Source organism: Marinobacterium litorale DSM 23545 (assembly GCF_000428985.1).
In the GTDB taxonomy this organism is placed as follows: domain Bacteria; phylum Pseudomonadota; class Gammaproteobacteria; order Pseudomonadales; family Balneatricaceae; genus Marinobacterium_D; species Marinobacterium_D litorale.
Genome location: NZ_AUAZ01000007.1, coordinates 154,742 through 172,187, shown reverse-complemented (window position 1 = coordinate 172,187; position 17,446 = coordinate 154,742). Strand labels below are relative to the sequence as shown.

General features: G+C 58.7%; 15 protein-coding genes and 1 pseudogene. 11 read left to right on the top strand and 5 right to left on the bottom strand.

Annotated features, from left to right (window positions below; translation table 11 throughout):
- Positions 1 to 278 (top strand): annotated as a pseudogene (locus G403_RS25460) (IS4 family transposase); the annotation flags it as partial.
- Positions 279 to 340: 62 nt separating this feature from the next.
- On the opposite strand, the gene fba reads toward G403_RS25460, so the two are convergent.
- The 4 genes from fba to tkt form a co-directional block, all read right to left on the bottom strand.
- Positions 341 to 1,405, bottom strand: a complete 1,065-nt coding sequence (gene fba, locus G403_RS0108310; RefSeq protein ID WP_027853580.1) for a class II fructose-bisphosphate aldolase — start codon at positions 1,403 to 1,405, stop codon at positions 341 to 343.
- Positions 1,406 to 1,470: 65 nt separating this feature from the next.
- A complete protein-coding gene (locus G403_RS0108305; protein WP_027853579.1) occupies positions 1,471 to 2,637 on the bottom strand; it encodes a phosphoglycerate kinase in 1,167 nt (388 codons plus the stop codon).
- A gap of 62 nt (positions 2,638 to 2,699) precedes the next feature.
- The gene (locus tag G403_RS0108300; RefSeq protein ID WP_027853578.1) at positions 2,700 to 3,719 is read right to left on the bottom strand and encodes a type I glyceraldehyde-3-phosphate dehydrogenase; all 1,020 of its coding nucleotides are present in this window, start codon (positions 3,717 to 3,719) and stop codon (positions 2,700 to 2,702) included.
- A 67-nt stretch (positions 3,720 to 3,786) separates the two neighbouring features.
- Positions 3,787 to 5,781 (bottom strand): transketolase, encoded by a 1,995-nt coding sequence (gene tkt, locus G403_RS0108295; protein WP_027853577.1) that lies wholly within the window; start codon positions 5,779 to 5,781, stop codon positions 3,787 to 3,789.
- 246 nt (positions 5,782 to 6,027) lie between these two features.
- Between tkt and metK the strand changes: the two genes are divergently transcribed.
- The 10 genes from metK (at position 6,028) to G403_RS0108245 (ending at position 16,188) form a co-directional block, all read left to right on the top strand.
- A complete protein-coding gene (gene metK, locus G403_RS0108290; RefSeq protein WP_027853576.1) occupies positions 6,028 to 7,218 on the top strand; it encodes a methionine adenosyltransferase in 1,191 nt (396 codons plus the stop codon).
- A gap of 133 nt (positions 7,219 to 7,351) precedes the next feature.
- Positions 7,352 to 9,511: a putative bifunctional diguanylate cyclase/phosphodiesterase gene (locus tag G403_RS0108285; protein ID WP_027853575.1), complete on the top strand. Its 2,160-nt coding sequence runs from the start codon at positions 7,352 to 7,354 to the stop codon at positions 9,509 to 9,511.
- 59 nt (positions 9,512 to 9,570) lie between these two features.
- Complete coding sequence (locus G403_RS0108280) at positions 9,571 to 10,308, top strand: 16S rRNA (uracil(1498)-N(3))-methyltransferase (RefSeq protein ID WP_027853574.1); 738 nt, start codon at positions 9,571 to 9,573, stop codon at positions 10,306 to 10,308.
- A gap of 26 nt (positions 10,309 to 10,334) precedes the next feature.
- Positions 10,335 to 11,285: a glutathione synthase gene (gene gshB / locus G403_RS0108275; RefSeq protein ID WP_027853573.1), complete on the top strand. Its 951-nt coding sequence runs from the start codon at positions 10,335 to 10,337 to the stop codon at positions 11,283 to 11,285.
- Positions 11,286 to 11,289: 4 nt separating this feature from the next.
- Positions 11,290 to 12,249: an energy transducer TonB gene (locus tag G403_RS0108270; protein WP_051298732.1), complete on the top strand. Its 960-nt coding sequence runs from the start codon at positions 11,290 to 11,292 to the stop codon at positions 12,247 to 12,249.
- A gap of 63 nt (positions 12,250 to 12,312) precedes the next feature.
- Entirely contained in the window at positions 12,313 to 12,885 is a 573-nt protein-coding gene (locus G403_RS0108265) for a YqgE/AlgH family protein (RefSeq protein ID WP_027853571.1), read from the top strand.
- A gap of 14 nt (positions 12,886 to 12,899) precedes the next feature.
- A complete protein-coding gene (gene ruvX, locus G403_RS0108260; protein WP_027853570.1) occupies positions 12,900 to 13,376 on the top strand; it encodes a Holliday junction resolvase RuvX in 477 nt (158 codons plus the stop codon).
- On the top strand, positions 13,357 to 13,866 hold the full coding sequence (pyrR, locus tag G403_RS0108255; RefSeq protein WP_027853569.1) for a bifunctional pyr operon transcriptional regulator/uracil phosphoribosyltransferase PyrR: 510 nt from the start codon (positions 13,357 to 13,359) through the stop codon (positions 13,864 to 13,866). The genes ruvX and pyrR overlap by 20 nt, the downstream gene beginning before the upstream one ends.
- Positions 13,867 to 13,886: 20 nt before the next feature.
- Entirely contained in the window at positions 13,887 to 14,900 is a 1,014-nt protein-coding gene (locus tag G403_RS0108250) for an aspartate carbamoyltransferase catalytic subunit (RefSeq protein ID WP_027853568.1), read from the top strand.
- A 13-nt stretch (positions 14,901 to 14,913) separates the two neighbouring features.
- Positions 14,914 to 16,188, top strand: a complete 1,275-nt coding sequence (locus tag G403_RS0108245) for a dihydroorotase (protein ID WP_027853567.1) — start codon at positions 14,914 to 14,916, stop codon at positions 16,186 to 16,188.
- Positions 16,189 to 16,273: 85 nt separating this feature from the next.
- Here G403_RS0108245 and G403_RS0108240 read toward each other — a convergent pair whose 3' ends face one another.
- Positions 16,274 to 17,437, bottom strand: coding sequence for a PilT/PilU family type 4a pilus ATPase (locus G403_RS0108240; protein ID WP_027853566.1), 1,164 nt, complete (start codon positions 17,435 to 17,437; stop codon positions 16,274 to 16,276).
- Positions 17,438 to 17,446: the final 9 nt, after the last annotated feature.

Below are 17,446 nucleotides of genomic sequence, written 5' to 3'. Positions count from 1 at the left end.
AGGTGGAGCTCTTCTTCAAAGCGCTCAAGCAGAACCTGAAGATAAAGGCGTTTTTAGGTCACAGTAAAAATGCAGTGTTGACGCAGATCTGGATCGCCATGATCTGCTATCTGCTGCTCTCGTTTGCTCGCCATAGTGCGCGGCAAGGCTGGAGTGTACAACGCATTATGCGAACTCTTCAGGTGAGCTTGTTCGAACGCATTCCCCTTTGGGCGCTGCTCAATCCTCCTCCCCCCGAGCCACAAGAAAGGGACCCTCAAATGAGGATCCCTTTATGATCAAAAAAACTATGGGACAGCAGTGGGCTCAAGGCCGCCCTTTGCTGATGAGATGGTCCCGATCAGTTTACTTTTGCATCCAGTTCACCGGCTTCATAGGCGGTCGCCATATCTTCCAGCGAGATTGCCGTGATCTTGCTGGCATGGCCGGCGGTACCAAAGGCTTCATAGCGGGCAATACAGATATCACGCATGGCACCGATGGTTTCCTTGAGGAATTTACGCGGATCGAACTCGGACGGGTTCTGCGCCATGAAGCGACGCACCGCACCGGTGGAAGCCAGACGCAGGTCGGTATCGATATTGACCTTGCGTACGCCGTGCTTGATCCCTTCAACGATCTGGTCGACCGGTACACCGTAGGTTTCGGGAATCTCACCGCCATATTCGTTGATGATTGCCAGCCACTCCTGGGGAACGGATGAGGAGCCGTGCATCACCAGATGGGTGTTGGGGATACGCGCATGGATCTCCTTGATCCGGCCGATAGCCAGGGTATCGCCGGTGGGCGGCTTGGTGAACTTGTACGCACCGTGGGAGGTACCGCAGGCAATCGCCAGCGCGTCCACATTGGTCGCCTTGACGAAATCCGCCGCTTCGTCCGGGTCGGTCAGCATCTGCTCATGGGAGAGCGTACCTTCCGCGCCGATGCCATCCTCTTCGCCCGCCTGTCCGGTTTCCAGCGAACCCAGGCAACCCAGCTCACCCTCGACCGAAACACCGCAGGCGTGGGCCATCTCAACCGTGCGGCGGGTGACATCCACGTTATATTCGTAGCTGGTCGGGGTTTTACCATCGCTCCCCAGCGACCCGTCCATCATGACCGAAGAGAAACCTAGCGCAATAGAGCGTTGGCAGACGGCCGGGCTGGTGCCATGGTCCTGGTGCATACACACAGGCACATGGGGAAACTCCTCAATCGCCGCCAGGATCATATGCTTGAGGAAGTTGGAACCCGCGTATTTGCGAGCGCCCGCCGAAGCCTGAACGATGACCGGAGAATCGGTTTTCGATGCGGCCTCCATGATGGCACGCATCTGTTCGAGGTTGTTGACGTTAAACGCCGGAATCCCGTAGCCGTTTTCGGCCGCATGGTCCAGCAGTTGGCGCATCGAGATCAGTGCCATGGTTTCACCCTTTGAATTGATTCATCAAAAATTCTGTTTCGCCGGTTGTGACGCATAACCGGCCTTTACTGCGCCCCGCGAGCTTCCAGCATCGCAACCGCCGGCAGCGTCTTACCTTCTACAAACTCCAGGAAGGCACCACCACCGGTGGAGATGTAGGACACTTTATCCGCGATATCGTATTTATCCACAGCTGCCAGCGTATCGCCACCACCAGCGATGGAGAAACCCGCACTCTCGGCAATCGCCAGTGACAGGGTTTTGGTGCCCTCGCCAAACTGGTCAAATTCAAACACACCCACCGGGCCATTCCAGATAATCGTTTTCGCTTCCTTGAGCAGGCCTGCCAGGTTTTGTGCCGACTGCGGCCCGATATCCAGAATCATATCGTTTTCGGTCACATCATCCACCGACTTCACAACCGCGGTCGCATGCTCGGAAAATTCGGAGGCAACCACCACATCCACCGGCAGCGGAATATCCACTTTCGCCATCAATGCCTTGGCGGTATCCACCAGATCATGTTCGCACAACGACTTACCCACCGGCTTGCCGGCCGCAGCGAGGAAGGTGTTGGCGATGCCTCCGCCCACAATCAGTTGGTCGCACTTGTCGGACAGGGCGTTGAGGACCTCCAGCTTGGTGGATACCTTGGAACCGCCGACGATAGCCGCCATGGGCCGGGCCGGTTTATCGAGCGCTTTGCCCAGCGCATCCAGTTCATTGGCCAGCAGAGGGCCTGCGCAGGCCACCGGCGCAAACTTGCCCACACCGTGGGTTGAAGCCTGGGCGCGGTGTGCGGTACCAAAGGCATCCATCACATAGATATCGCACAGTGCGGCCATTTTCCTGGACAGCGCTTCATCATCTTTTTTCTCGCCGCTGTTAAAGCGCACGTTTTCCAGCAGAACCAGTTCACCCTGCTCAAGCTCAAAGTCACCCTCGAGCCAATCCTTGATCAGTGGCACATCACGACCCAGCAGCTTACCCACATGGGCGGCCACAGGCGCCAGTGAGTATTGCTCTTCGTACTGACCTTCGGTGGGGCGGCCCAGATGCGACATCACCATCACCTTGGCACCCGCTTTCAGGGCCATATCGATGGTGGGCAGGGAGGCGCGGATACGGGCATCGGAGGTGACCGCTCCATCTTTCACGGGAACATTCAGGTCTTCTCGGATCAGCACGCGTTTGCCTGCCAGATCCAGGTCCGTCATTTTCAGTACGCTCATCGCTAGTCTCTCGTGATTAATCGTGTCACTTATCAGTATGTGTTGGGGTATTCAGTTCGCGCTCAGTGCTGCTCCAGCCAGTGCAGGGCGACATCAACCATGCGGTTGGCAAACGCCCACTCATTGTCGAACCAGCATAGCAGTTTCAGCATATGGCCACCGGCCACACAGGTCTGGGTACCATCAACAACGCCGGAGCGGGGATCACCGTTAAAGTCTACCGAAGCATGAGGCTCCTCGGTATAACCCAGAAGTCCCACCAGGGGGCCGGCACTGGCTGCATCGCGCAACAGGGCATTGACCGCTTCAGCGGTGGTGGGGCGTTTCAGGTTGATCGCCATATCCATCAACGACACGTTAATCGTCGGTACCCGCACATGGCGACAGCGGAAACGCCCGGCCAGCTGCGGCAACAGCCGGTCAATCCCTTTATCGAGTCCGGTATCAACCGGGATAATCGATTGCATGGCGCTGCGCGTCAGCCGCAGGTCGGTTCGGTGGTAGCTGTCGATCACCGGCTGGTCGTTCATCGCCGAGTGAATCGTCGTGGTCAAACCGTTCTCGATCCCGAAATGCCGGTCCAGCAGATCAAGAATCGGAACCACGCAGTTTGTTGTGCATGAAGCCGCAGAAACGATCCGGTCCGATGCCTTCAGCTCATGCTGGTTGACCCCGAAAACAACGGTAGCATCCACATCGGCCTGGGCCGGCTGAGAGAACAGCAACCGTGCAGCGCCTGCCTGAATATGCTGTTCGGCGATCTCTCGGCTATGGAAGGAACCGGAGCATTCCAGCAGCAGGTCAACCCTCAGGTCGCTCCAGGGCAAAGCCTGTGGCGACTCCTGATTCAGCACACGGATACGGTCATCGGCAATCAGCAGACTGTCGCTATCACAGGCAACAGGCAAGGGAAAGCGCCCATGGGTCGTGTCGTAGCGGGTCAGATAGGTCAATGTATCGATATCAGACAGCTCGTTCAGCGCAACGACACACAGCCTGTCCGAGAGCTTGCGCTCATAGATAGCACGCAGTACACACTGCCCGATCCGACCATATCCATTAATCGCGACTCGCGAAGCCATCTATACCTGCTATCGATTCTGTAACACGGGGTAGGGATAAAGGGGGCTTCACACCCCCTTTGTCTGATCAGATCAGGGCCTTGGCCTTACCGATCACCTTTTCGACCGTAAAGCCGAAATGTTCGAACAGTTCGCCAGCGGGCGCCGACTCACCGAAGCTACGCATGGCGATAATCGCACCATCAAAGCCGACGTACTTGAACCAGAAGTCGGCATGGGCCGCTTCGATGGCGATACGTGCGCGCACGGAGGGCGGCAGCACGCTGTCGCGGTAGCTCTTGTCCTGCGCATCGAAGCGTTCAGTGCAGGGCATGGATACCACACGCACCCGCCGTTTTTCGGCGCGCAGCGCCTCTGCGGACTCCATTGCCAGTTCAACTTCAGAGCCCGTCGCGATAAGGATCAGCTCCGGCTCGCCTTCACAGTCGCTGAGGACATAACCGCCACGCAGAATATCTTCGACCTGATCGCTGGTCCGCGGCTGTGCCGGCAAGCCCTGACGGGAGAAGATCAGCGCACTGGGGCCATTGTCACGCATGACCGCGGCTTTCCAGGCCACGGCAGACTCGACCGCGTCACAGGGCCGCCAGGTGTTCATATTAGGCGTCGAGCGCAGGTTGGCCAGCTGCTCAATGGGCTGGTGAGTCGGACCATCCTCGCCCAGGCCGATAGAGTCGTGGGTGTAGACAAAAATCACCCGCTGCTTCATCAGAGCAGCCATGCGCACCGCGTTACGGGCGTATTCCATGAAGACCAGGAAGGTTGCGCCGTAGGGGATAAAACCACCGTGCAGCGCAATACCGTTCATGATCGCGCTCATGCCAAACTCACGCACCCCGTAGTAGAGGTAGTTACCGCTGGCGTCGCTGCGGTCCACACCCTTGGCGCCGGACCAAAGCGTCAGGTTGGAGCCGGCCAGGTCCGCCGATCCGCCAAGCAGCTCCGGTAGATCCGGTCCATAGGCGTTGATGGCATTCTGCGATGCTTTGCGCGAAGCGATCTTTTCACCCTTGGCGGCAACTTCGGCGATCCAGGCATCGGCCTTGGCCACGAAATCCGTGGGCAGATCACCCGCCAGGCGGCGCAGCAGCTCGTCAGCCAGCTCCGGATAGGCCGAGCGATACGCGGCCATGCGCTCGTTCCACTCATTCTCGGCGTGGCCGCCGGCTTCCACGGCATTCCAGTCACCGTATATTTCAGCCGGCACCTCGAATGCTGGATGCGGCCAGTTGAGCTCTTTGCGTGCCAGTGCGATTTCATCATCGCCCAGCGGTGCACCGTGGCAATCTTCCTTGCCCTGCTTGTTGGGAGAGCCGAAACCGATGATGGTTTTGCAGCAGATCAGCGTCGGCTTGTCGGATTCAGCCCGCGCCTGCTCGATGGCATCACGAATCTGGTCCGGATTGTGGCCGTCGACACCACGGATCACATGCCAGCCGTAAGCTTCGAAACGCGCAGGGGTATCATCGGTAAACCAGCCTTCGACCTCACCATCGATGGAGATACCGTTGTCATCCCAGAACGCCACCAGTTTGCCCAGACCCAGCGTGCCGGCCAGAGAGCAGGCTTCGTGGGAGATACCCTCCATCAGGCAACCGTCACCCATGAAGGCATAGGTGTAGTGATCAACCACTTCATGACCATCACGGTTGAACTGGGCGGCCAGTACCTTCTCGGCAATCGCCATACCGACAGCATTGGTGATCCCCTGACCCAGCGGGCCGGTAGTGGTCTCAACGCCCGGACAGTAACCCAGCTCAGGATGCCCGGCGGTTTTGCTGTCCAGCTGCCGGAAGTTTTTGATATCGTCGATGCTGACGTCGTAGCCGCTCAGATGCAGCAGAGAGTAGAGCAGCATTGAGCCGTGCCCGTTGGAGAGCACGAAACGGTCCCGATCGAACCAGTGCGGATTACTCGGGTTATGCTTGAGGAAATCGTTCCACAGCACTTCGGCGATATCCGCCATCCCCATGGGGGCACCGGGATGACCGGATTTGGCTTTCTGTACGGCGTCCATGCTCAACGCGCGGATGGCATTGGCAAGTTCTCGACGAGAGGACATTCACTCTACTCCTGGGCTTGGCCCAATTTGCGGGTAAGGATGAAAAATAGGCCGCAATTTTCGCGCAGATAACCCCCCGCTTCAAATCGAATTGCTCCAATTTGAGCCAAATTCACCCGGAATGGGCAAATTTTTCATGGCGAAACGGCTTTCAGATTAGGCAATCCCTATTTCTGACCGTTAAAATACGGTATTCCAGTTCACTGTTTGCCGACATTTTCCAGCTGCTAAGGATCCCGAGTACTGATGAGCGAATACAGCCTGTTCACTTCCGAATCCGTCTCCGAAGGCCATCCGGACAAAATCGCCGACCAGATCTCCGATGCGGTGCTCGACGCCATTCTGTGCGAAGACAAATACGCCCGCGTCGCCTGCGAGACCATGGTCAAGACTGGCGTTGCCATCGTCTCCGGCGAGATTTCCACCACCGCCTGGATCGATCTGGAGCAGCTGGTGCGTGACGTGATCTGTGACATCGGCTACACCTCATCGGATGTGGGCTACGATGGCGAAACCTGTGGCGTCATCAACATCATCGGCAAACAGTCGGTCGACATCGCCCAGGGCGTGGATCGCGAGAAGCCGGAGGATCAGGGCGCCGGCGACCAGGGCCTGATGTTCGGCTACGCCTCCAACGAAACCGATGTCCTGATGCCGGCACCGATCAGCTTCTCCCACCGTCTGGTAGAGCGTCAGGCAGAAGCGCGTAAATCAGGCTTGCTGCCCTGGCTGCGCCCGGACGCAAAATCCCAGGTCACCTGCCGCTATGAAAACGGCAAACCGGTTGCTATCGATGCGGTTGTGCTCTCAACCCAGCATAATCCTGACGTGACCCAGGCCGACCTGCAGGAAGCCGTGCAGGAGCTGATTATCAAGCACGTGCTGCCGCCGGAGCTGTTGCACAAGGGAACCCGTTACCACATCAACCCCACGGGCAAATTCGTGATCGGCGGCCCGGTGGGTGACTGTGGTCTGACCGGTCGTAAGATCATTGTCGACACCTACGGCGGCATGGCCCGTCACGGCGGCGGAGCTTTCTCCGGCAAAGACCCCTCCAAGGTGGACCGTTCAGCCGCCTATGCCGGCCGTTATGTGGCCAAGAATATCGTCGCGGCGGGGCTGGCTGAACGTTGCGAAATTCAGGTTTCGTATGCCATTGGCGTTGCCGAGCCAACCTCGGTTTCGGTCAATACCTTCGGTACCGGCAAAATAGCCGAAGAGAAGATCATCCAGTTGATCCGCGAGCATTTTGACCTGCGTCCGTTCGCGATTACCCGCATGTTGGATCTGCTGCATCCGATGTATCGCCAAACGGCCGCCTACGGTCATTTCGGTCGCGAGCCATTCGAAATGACCGTCGGCGATGACCGCTTTACCGCCTTCCCCTGGGAGAAGACCGACAAGGCCGAAGCCCTGCGTGACGCCGCTGGTCTCTGACCGAGAGAAAGGCTAGACTGCCGTGATATAACCACTAAAAAGCCCGGGTTCTCCGGGCTTTTTTATCTGTTCTAGAATAAATCAGCTCCGGGAAACAGAGAGACTGAAATCCAGCGGGAGTCGGACATTACCGATGCGATACGACAGGCCCACGCCAGGACTGAGCCAGCTCAGTATTCGTCGCAAGCTGTTACTGCTGGTGCTGCTGTTCATGTGCAGTATCCTGGCCACCGCGACCTTGGCGGCCTACCTGCACCGCGCTGACCTGATCGATGCCCGCAAGGATGAAATTCGCAGCATCGTAGAAACGGTCGGGGGGCAGCTATCCGAGCTCCAGGCCCGTTTTGGCGCCCATATGATCGATCAGTCGACCCTGATGGAACGCACCCACGCCTTACTCGATAACGCCCGCTACCGCCAGAACGGCTACCTTTTCCTGCTCAACAGCGACGGCTTAATGATCAGCAATGCCGGCCGACCGGAGCTGGAGGGAGAAAGCATTAACAACCTGCGTGATAGCCGCGGCGTCACTCTCATTCAAACGCTGCTCGACCAGATCCAGGGCCGGGACACCGTTTTCTGGAGTTATCGATGGGCTATCAGCGAGTCTGGCCAACTCAGCGATGAAACCGACAAAGTCAGCTATGTAATGCGCATACCGGGCAGCAACTGGCTGTTGGGCTCCGGCGTGCATATTGGCGATATCGATCAGCAGGTGATGCAGCGCCTGTTAACTCTGGCGATTCTGACCCTGGCTCTGTTACTCGCCACGGCGGGTCTGGCACTGGCCGTGGCACGCAACATCACCGATCCGATCAACCAGTTAGCCCTGGCAACCCGTCGCTTGGCCGATGGCACTCTGGAAACCGATATTGCCGGCGCCGAGCGAAGCGATGAGGTGGGCGCACTGGCACGCAGTATTGGCGTACTGCAGGAGCAGGCGCAGGAAAACCGCCGTCTGCGCAAACTCAGTGAACATGCTCGGTTTCTTGAAGAGTTCGACCCGGTTACCCGACTCTATAACCGCCAGGCACTGGGCGAAGCGCTGGAGCGCGAGATCACACGCCAGGAACAGCACGACAGCCGAATGGCGGTGCTGGTTATCCGGCTGGTACTGCTACGTGAAATCGCCACCCGCTGGGGTCGTGAGCATGCTCAGAGTGTGCTCAAGGAGATCGTCGACCGGCTTCGACACCAACTGAGGGTGGATGACCTACTGGCCCGCCATGGTGAAGATACACTGACGCTGGTACGTCCGGAAGTCGGCAGTGACGCCGCACTGCGTACACTGCTCAGAGACATACTCGACACCATTGCCCAGCCGGTTTCGATTAATAATCAGCCTTACAGCCTGCACGGACGTATCGGGGTCAGCCTCTACCCGGAGGATGGTGAGCAGGAGTTTCAGTTAATCGGCCGTGCCGAAGAGGCGCTGAGGGCGGCTCGCCAGGAGGAGCGGGAGTGGGTTTGGTTCAACAGTTTAAGCAGTGCGCCGGTGGATCAGCGACTTTCCCTCTGGCAGGACATCCAGGTGGCCCTGGAGCAGGATCAGTTCTACCTGGTCTTCCAACCGATCTTCCAGCTCACCAGTAACCAGCCCGTCACGGCCGAAGTCCTGCTGCGTTGGCGCCATCCGGAAAAAGGCCTGATTTCACCGGCTGTCTTTATCCCCTTTGCCGAACAGACAGGCCTGGTCAAGCGCATCGACCGCTGGGTGATTCAAGCGGTGGCCCGGCAGTTTGAGCAGTGGTCCAAACGGGGGCTCGCCCTTCCGGAGCTGGCGGTCAACCTCTCCGGCATCAGCTTCCTGCGTCCGGATCTGGAGCAGATACTGCGCGAAGCCTTCGAAGGCAGACCGGAACTCCTTAAACACCTTGAGCTGGAGCTGACCGAGGGCGTGCTGATTGAAGACATGGAGCGAATTCACTCCCAGATCGACCGGGTCCGCCAGCTTGGTGCCAAAGTTTCCATCGACGACTTCGGCACCGGCTATTCCTCGCTCAGCCGCATCCGCAATCTTAACGTGGACCGGATCAAGATCGATCGCAGTTTTATCGATGACATCGAAACCAGTACCCAGTGCTGCAAGATCATCGAAGCGATTTTACACATGGCACACGGTTTGCGCCTGCAGGTCATCGCGGAGGGCGTAGAAAACGAAAACCAGCTGCACGAGCTGCGGCAGATGAACTGCGATCTGGTTCAGGGCTACCTGCTGAGCCGCCCGCTGGAGCGACAGGATTACGAACGTCTGCTGGAGCAGGACCTGGAGATCGATGTGGATATGGCCTGAGGAGCGCTGCCTGTTCACCGCGTTCATGGCATAATCCCTCTATTTGCAGGCAGGACTCTATGCGTATCCCCCGTCTCTTTCACCCCGGTGAGCTGAGCACCGGCGAACAGATAGCCCTGGACGACAATGCCTTCAATCACACCGTCAAGGTACTGCGCCTGTCTCAGGGTGCGGAACTGGTGCTGTTTAACGGCGATGGCTGTGAGTATGACGCGACGCTGAGCGACGTCAGTAAAAAACACGCTAAGGCTCAGATCGGCACGCGGCGTGAGCCGAAGCGGGAAAGCCCGCTACGTATCGAAATCGGCCAGTCGATCTCCCGTGGAGAGCGGATGGATTATGCGATTCAGAAAGCCTCGGAAATGGGCGTCGCGGCGATTACACCGCTGTTCACCGAACGCTGTGAAGTACGACTGAATGCCGAACGCCAGGACAAGCGCCAGCGTCACTGGCTGCAGGTGGCCATCAGCGCCTGTGAACAGAGCCAGCGCTGCACCGTCCCCGACGTTGAATCACCAAGCTCGCTGACAGACTGGATCAACACCTGTGACGCGGAACTCAAGCTGGTCTTGCACCATCATACGGAACAGCCGTTGGCGGATATCCCGCCACCCGCCTCAGTGGCCCTGCTCATCGGCCCCGAGGGCGGACTGACCGAGGCAGAGGTCGCTGCGGCGCAATCTGCAGGTTTCCGCCCGGTAGCGCTGGGGCCTCGGGTGATGCGTACGGAAACCGCACCGGTGGCCGCCACCGCAATCTTACAGTTTTTATGGGGCGACCTGGGCAACCGGCCCTGACACCCTTCGACAACAGGACACTGCACATGACCATTAAAGTCGGTATCGTGATGGACCCCATCGAGTCGATCACTTACAAAAAAGATACCTCGCTGGCGCTGCTCTGGGCCGCCCAACGTAAAGGCTGGGAGCTGCACTACATGGAGCAGCGCCATCTGTTCATGCGCGACGGCCAGGTACAGGCACGAATGGCGCCCCTGCAGGTAGCCATGGACCCGGATAACTGGTTCCAGCGGGGTGAGTATGCCACCCGTCCGCTTAACGAGCTGGATGTAGTCCTGATGCGCAAGGATCCGCCGTTTAACAACGAATTTATCTACTCGACCCACCTGCTGGCGCTGGCCGAGCAGGAGGGCGTACTGATCGTTAACCGGACCCAGTCGCTGCGGGACTTTAACGAAAAGCTGTTCGCCACCCACTTTCCCCAATGCTGTCCACCGGTGCTGGTCACCCGTGATGCACAGCTGTTGCGCGATTTTCATGCCGAGCATAAGGATGTGATCCTCAAGCCGCTGGATGGCATGGGGGGCTCGTCGATCTTTCGGGTCCAGGAATCCGGCATGAATTTAGGCGTCATTATCGAGACGCTGACCGAGCATGGCAGTCAAACCATCATGGCCCAGCGCTATATCCCGGAAATTACCGACGGTGACAAACGTATCCTGATGATCGATGGCGAACCAGTGCCCTATGCGCTGGCAAGGATCCCATCGGCAGGTGAGACCCGGGGCAATCTGGCCGCCGGGGGGCGTGGCGAAGGCCGCCCGCTCACCGACAGAGACCGCTGGATCTGTGAGCAGGTAGGCCCCACACTGCGTGAGAAAGGCCTGCTGTTTGTCGGGCTGGATGTAATCGGTGACTATCTCACCGAGATCAACGTCACCAGCCCCACCTGTGTGCGCGAGCTGGATACCCAGTTTGACCTGGACATTGGCATGATGCTCATGGAGAGCATCGAACAGAAGTTGACAGCTTAAGGCGATGACCCGGGATACGGCCAACGACATCACAGACTGGCGAGCACTGAGCCCGGAACGCTTCGGCTTTCTGGTCTTTCTCGCCGCTGCGGTGCATGGCATTTTGCTGCTGGCACTGAGTTTCGACTGGCCAGAGCCCACCCCACGGGCACCGACACTGGATATCACGCTGGCCCAGTTCCAACAGAAAGAGGCCCCCAAAGAGGCCGATTTCATCGCCCAGAGCAATCAGGCGGGCAGCGGTACTCTTGAGGAACGAAGCCTGCCCGCAACGACTGAAGAGGCACCGTTCAGCAACGACAAGCCCAAACCTCAATCAGCTCAGGCGGCACCCCAACCCCCGGCACCGGTCACTGAGCCCGTGGAGCCAAAGCCACAGGCTAACGCTCAGGTTGCACAAAACCGCTCAGCCCAAACCAGCACAGGCACGACGCGGGTCGTTACCACGCAAAGCAAGCAGCCCGAGAAAGCAGCCCAGCAAACGGCCAGCAAAGCCCAGAGCCAACCCCAGCCCAAAACCGGCAACTCCACCTCACTACTGGCGCGCAGCCTGGAGATCGCCAACCTGCAGGCCCAGCTGGATCGTGAGCGCGAACAGTTTGCCAAGCGGCCCAGAGTCCGCCGTTTAACCGCCGCCTCCACGCTCTCCCACGATGATGCTCAGTACCTGGATACCTGGCGTCGCCGGATCGAGAACGTAGGTAATCTCAACTACCCCGAACAGGCCCGGCGCGACAAGATCTACGGTATCCTGCGTCTGCTGGTGGTCATCCTGCCCGATGGCAGTGTGGAACGGGTGCGTATTCTTGAATCCTCCGGCCACGCGATTCTGGATGATGCAGCCGTGCGCATCGTACAGCTGGCCTCTCCCTTCCAACCCTTTCCGGTCGAGATGAGAAAACGTACGGATAAACTGGAGATTATCCGGACCTGGAAGTTTGAGAAACAAACCCACGTGTACTAAGTGTATATAGACAGTACTCTGTACTGCGGCAGCAACGTTGTTCCGTCACACAAGGGTCGCCCTATGACCAGCTCGTCCGATCTCCGACACCAGTTTCTGATCTCCATGCCCCACCTGTCCGACCCCTGTTTCGCGCAGACGCTGACCTTTATCTGCGACCACAGCGAATACGGCGCCATGGGACTGATCATCAACCGTACCTGCGGCATGGAACTGGGTGACCTGCTGAACCATCTGGAACTGCCGGCCCGCGGTGACCGCTTTGCCCAGCAACCGGTTTTCGACGGCGGGCCGGTGCACGAAGACCGCGGCTTTGTATTGCATACAGAAGCACACGGCCAAAGCGAGCTGCTGGCCAGCCACCGCATCAACGAAGACCTGCTGCTCACCACGTCGCTGGATATCCTTGAAGCGATCGCCAACGGTCAGGCACCCGAGCATTTTCTGGTCGCGCTGGGCTATGCCGGCTGGGGGCCCGGACAGCTTGAGCAGGAACTCAGTGACAACCTGTGGTTAAGCTGTCCCTACAATTTCGATATACTGTTCCGGATGCCGGCCGAGGAGCGGCTTCATGCTGCGGCATCCATACTCGGAATCAATCTGAATCTTCTAACGGCCCATGCCGGACATGCCTGAGCGCGACGTCATTCATGACCAGTGAAAATCAGCAGGTGCTGGGGTTCGACTTCGGAACCACCCGCATCGGCGTAGCCGTAGGCCAGCCGATCACCGGTACCGCCTCCCCCCTGCCGTTTATACCAGCCCGTGAGGGTAAACCGGACTGGACGCAGCTCGATCAGCTGGTCGAGCAGTGGCAACCGGGTGCACTGGTGGTGGGCCTGCCACTGAACATGGATGGCACCATCAGTGAAATGGCCTACCGCGCCCGCAAATTCGCCAATCGCATTCAGGACCGGTACCAACGCCCCTGCTTTCTGATTGACGAGCGGCTGACCACGGCTGAGGCGAAGCGTATCCATCTGGAACGGGGCGGCTCTACCAACTTCAAGCAGGAGTCGGTGGATGGACTGGCAGCGCAGCTGCTGTTGGAAGACTGGCTGGGCAGCGATACCCGCATCCCAAGCCACACCCGACTGGAGGAGCTTTATGCTATCGGGAACTCTTAGCGTTGAAGCCTTGCTTGAGCGCATCATTGGCGAAACCCGGGCTCAGATCACCCAGCGTGAGATCGATGCACCACTGATGATCGGCATTCGGACCGGCGGTGCCTGGATTGCAGAGCGCCTGCACAGTGCTCTGGAGCTGGAGACTCCGCTTGGTGTTCTGGACATCTCCTTCTATCGCGATGACTTTACCCAGGTAGGGCTGAACCCCAAGGTACAAGCCTCCCAGCTACCCTGCGCGGTAGAAGGGCGTCACATTCTGCTCGTGGATGACGTTATCATGAGCGGGCGCACCATTCGCGCCGCCATGAACGAGCTGTTTGACTACGGCCGCCCCGCCTCGGTGATGCTGATTACACTGCTCGATCTGCAGCGGCGCGAACTGCCCATTCAGGCCGATGTTGTCGGTGGGACGCTGGCCCTGGGGCCCGATCAGTCGATCAAACTCAGCGGCCCCGACCCTCTGACCCTGACCATCCGCCAGCGAGACTGACCAGCGATTGAGAACTCATTATGTCTGAATCCATAAACCCCTGCCCGATCCAGCTCAACGATCAGGGGCAGCTCCGTCACTTCCTCAGCACTGAGGGACTACCACGGACCTTACTGACCGAAATCCTTGATACCGCCGACTCGTTCGTCGACATGAGTGCCCAACAGGTCAAGAAAGTCCCTCTGCTTCGCGGGAAAACAGTGGTTAACCTGTTCTTCGAGGCCAGCACCCGAACGCTATCGACGTTTGAGCTGGCGGCCAAGCGCCTGTCGGCCGACGTTCTCAACCTGAACATCAGCACCTCGTCCACCAAAAAGGGCGAAACACTGAAAGACACACTGATGACTCTGCGGGCGATGCACTCCGACATGTTCGTGGTACGTCACTCCGACTCCGGTGCCGCGCATTTCATCGCACAGCAGGTCACCCCGGATGTGGCGGTGATCAACGCCGGGGACGGTCGTCACGCCCATCCCACCCAGGCGATGCTGGATATGTTGACTATCCGCCGCCATAAAGGGGAGTTCGAGCCACTTAAAGTCGCCATCGTGGGTGATATTCTCCACTCCCGCGTGGCACGCTCTCAGATTCACGCTCTGCGGACCCTGGGGGCCGCCGAAGTTCGCGTCATCGCGCCGCTGACCCTACTGCCGAGGAATATTGAATCGCTGGGCGTGAAGGTTTTTACCGATATGGCCTGTGGCCTTCGCGATGTGGACGTCGTCATGATGCTGCGCCTCCAGAAGGAGCGCATGCAGAGCGCACTGCTGCCCAGTGAGTCCGAATTTTATAAGCTTTACGGCCTGACCAACGACAAACTGGCATTCGCCCATCCCGAGGCGATCGTCATGCACCCGGGGCCGATCAACCGCGGTGTCGAGATCGAATCCGCCGTGGCGGACGGCCCGCGCTCGGTGATCCTGGATCAGGTCACCAACGGTATCGCCGTTCGAATGGCGGTCATGTCCATGTCCATGAGCGGCCAGCTGGCCGCCCAACAGTCAGCCGCTTCAGCAGAGATGCCCAACGAATAAGGTTTTTCAGACAATGAACATTCTGATTCAGGGGGGCCGCGTCATCGATCCGGCCCAGCAGTTGGACCAGGTCGGCGATCTCTACATTTGTGGCGAGCAGATTCTGGCTTTCGGTGAACGTCCCGACGGGTTTGAAGCGGATGAAGTCATTGACGCACAGGGCAAAGTGGTTTGCCCGGGTTTCATCGACCTCTGCGCCCACGTGCGCGAGCCCGGTTTTACCCAGAAAGGCAGTATCGCCCAGGAAACAGCGGCTGCAGCAGCGGGCGGCATCACGACCTTGGTCACACCGCCAACAACACGGCCCATTGTCGATACACCGGCGGTGGCAGAACTGATTCAGGACCGTGCCGCTGAACAGGGCAGGGCACGTGTACTGCCGATGGGGGCGCTGACCCGGGAGCTGGGTGGCGAACAGCTCGCCCCGCTGCATGCGTTGGCCAGCTCCGGCTGTATCGCCTTCACCAATACCCGGGCACCGATGGCCAGTACACTGGTGCTTTTGCGAGCCATGGAATACGCAGCGACCCACGATCTGCTCGTGGTATTTCAGGCTCAGGACGCCTCGTTAAGCGTCAATGGGTGCATGCATGAAGGCGCGACCAGTACCCGGCTGGGCCTGAACGGCATCTCGGAGGCGGCGGAGACCATCGAGGTATCACGCTGCCTGATGCTGGTCGAACAAACCGGCGTACGTGCCCACTTCGGCCAGCTTTCCTGTGAGCGCTCGGTACGTTTGATTGAGGCTGCGCGTGAGCGCGGCCTGCGAGTCAGTGCCGATGTGGCAATTCAAAACCTGTTGCTGACCGACGAGTCGGTGGATGGCTTCAATGCGGATTTCCACCTGATGCCGCCTTTAAGAGGGCAGCTTGACCGGGCCGGACTGCGCCAGGGGCTGGTGACCGATACACTTTCGGCCATCTGTTCCGACCATCAACCCCATGAAGCGATCGCCAAGCAGGCACCCTTCGCCGCCACAGAGCCGGGCATGAGCAATCTGGAAACCTTCCTGCCGCTCTGCCTGCAGCTGGTTGAAGAGCAGTTGCTGGAGCTCCCTCAGCTGATCGAGAAACTTACCTGGGGGCCGGCCAAGATATTGGGCCTGGATGATGGCACTCTGGAGCCGGGCAGTCAGGCCGATATCTGCGTTTTTGACCCGGAGGAGACCTGGATACTGGAAGCGGAACAGATGCGTTCCGGTGGCCAGAATACCCCCTTCCTGGGCGCGTCCCTGAAAGGGCGCGTTCACGCCACTCTGCTGGGCGGCCAGCTGGTGTTCAAACGCTAAGGCGTCGGCGCCTGTCCGCCATCGACAAAAAGGCCGCTGACTGGAGCGGCCTTTTTTGCGCATGCCCGATGAAAACTCGAGGGTGTTACATCCCCTTTACGTCGGCATTGCCTTTGATGTTGAGGGTATCTTCCTCGTCCTGCAGGGTGAAGGAGGGCAGATCGTCCCCTTCCAAGTCCGGGTTGGTATCGGAGTTCAGCTTGATCATCAGACGCAGATCGTTGGCCGAGTCGGCGTGACCCAAAGCCACTTCGTAGCTGATGATCCCTTCGCGATAGAGAGTGAAAAGCGCCTGATCGAAGGTCTGCATCCCCAGGTTGGTGGACTTCTTTATAACCTCCTTTATCTCGTGAACCTCCCCCTTTCGGATCAGGTCCTGGATCAGCGGCGTATTGATCATGACTTCGATCGCCGCCCGGCGCCCTTTACCGTCCACGGTGGGCAGCAGCTGCTGCGCCACGATCGCTTTCAGGTTCAGGGACATATCCATCCAGAGTTGATCGTGATGCTCCGGTGCGAAGAAGGCAACGATACGGTCCAGCGCCTGGTTGGCGTTGTTGGCGTGCAACGTCGCCATACAGAGGTGACCGGTCTCGGCAAACTGCAGACCGTACTTCATGGTCTCCGCCGAGCGGATCTCCCCCATAAGAATAACATCCGGCGCCTGACGCAGCGTGTTTTTCAGCGCGATCTCAAAGGATTCGGTATCGATGCCCACCTCACGCTGAGTAATGATGCTCTTCTTGTGCTGGTGGATATACTCGATCGGGTCCTCAATCGTGATGATGTGACCGGCGTGGTTGTTGTTGCGATAGTCGATCATCGACGCCAGCGAGGTCGATTTACCGGTGGAGGTACCACCGACAAACAGAATCAGCCCCCGTTTGGTCATCGACAGATCGCGCAGTACCGGAGGCAGGTTCAGCTCCTCCAGAGACGGGATATGGTCGTTGATGGCACGCAGTACCATACCCGGCGAGTTGCGCTGCATGAACGCACTGACACGGAAACGCCCAATGCCCGGGGCACTGATCGCAAAGTTACACTCACTGGTCCCTTCAAACTCGGCGAGTTGTTTATCGTTCATTGTGCTGTAAACCAGCGCACGGGACTGGGAGGGCTTGAGCACCTCTCGCGTCAGCGGCTTGATCGAGCCATCCACCTTAATGGACGGCGCTGCTCCTGCGGTCACAAAAAGATCCGAGGCGCCACGCTCCGACATGACCTTTAAAAGCTGTGTAAAATCCAACGTATCCTC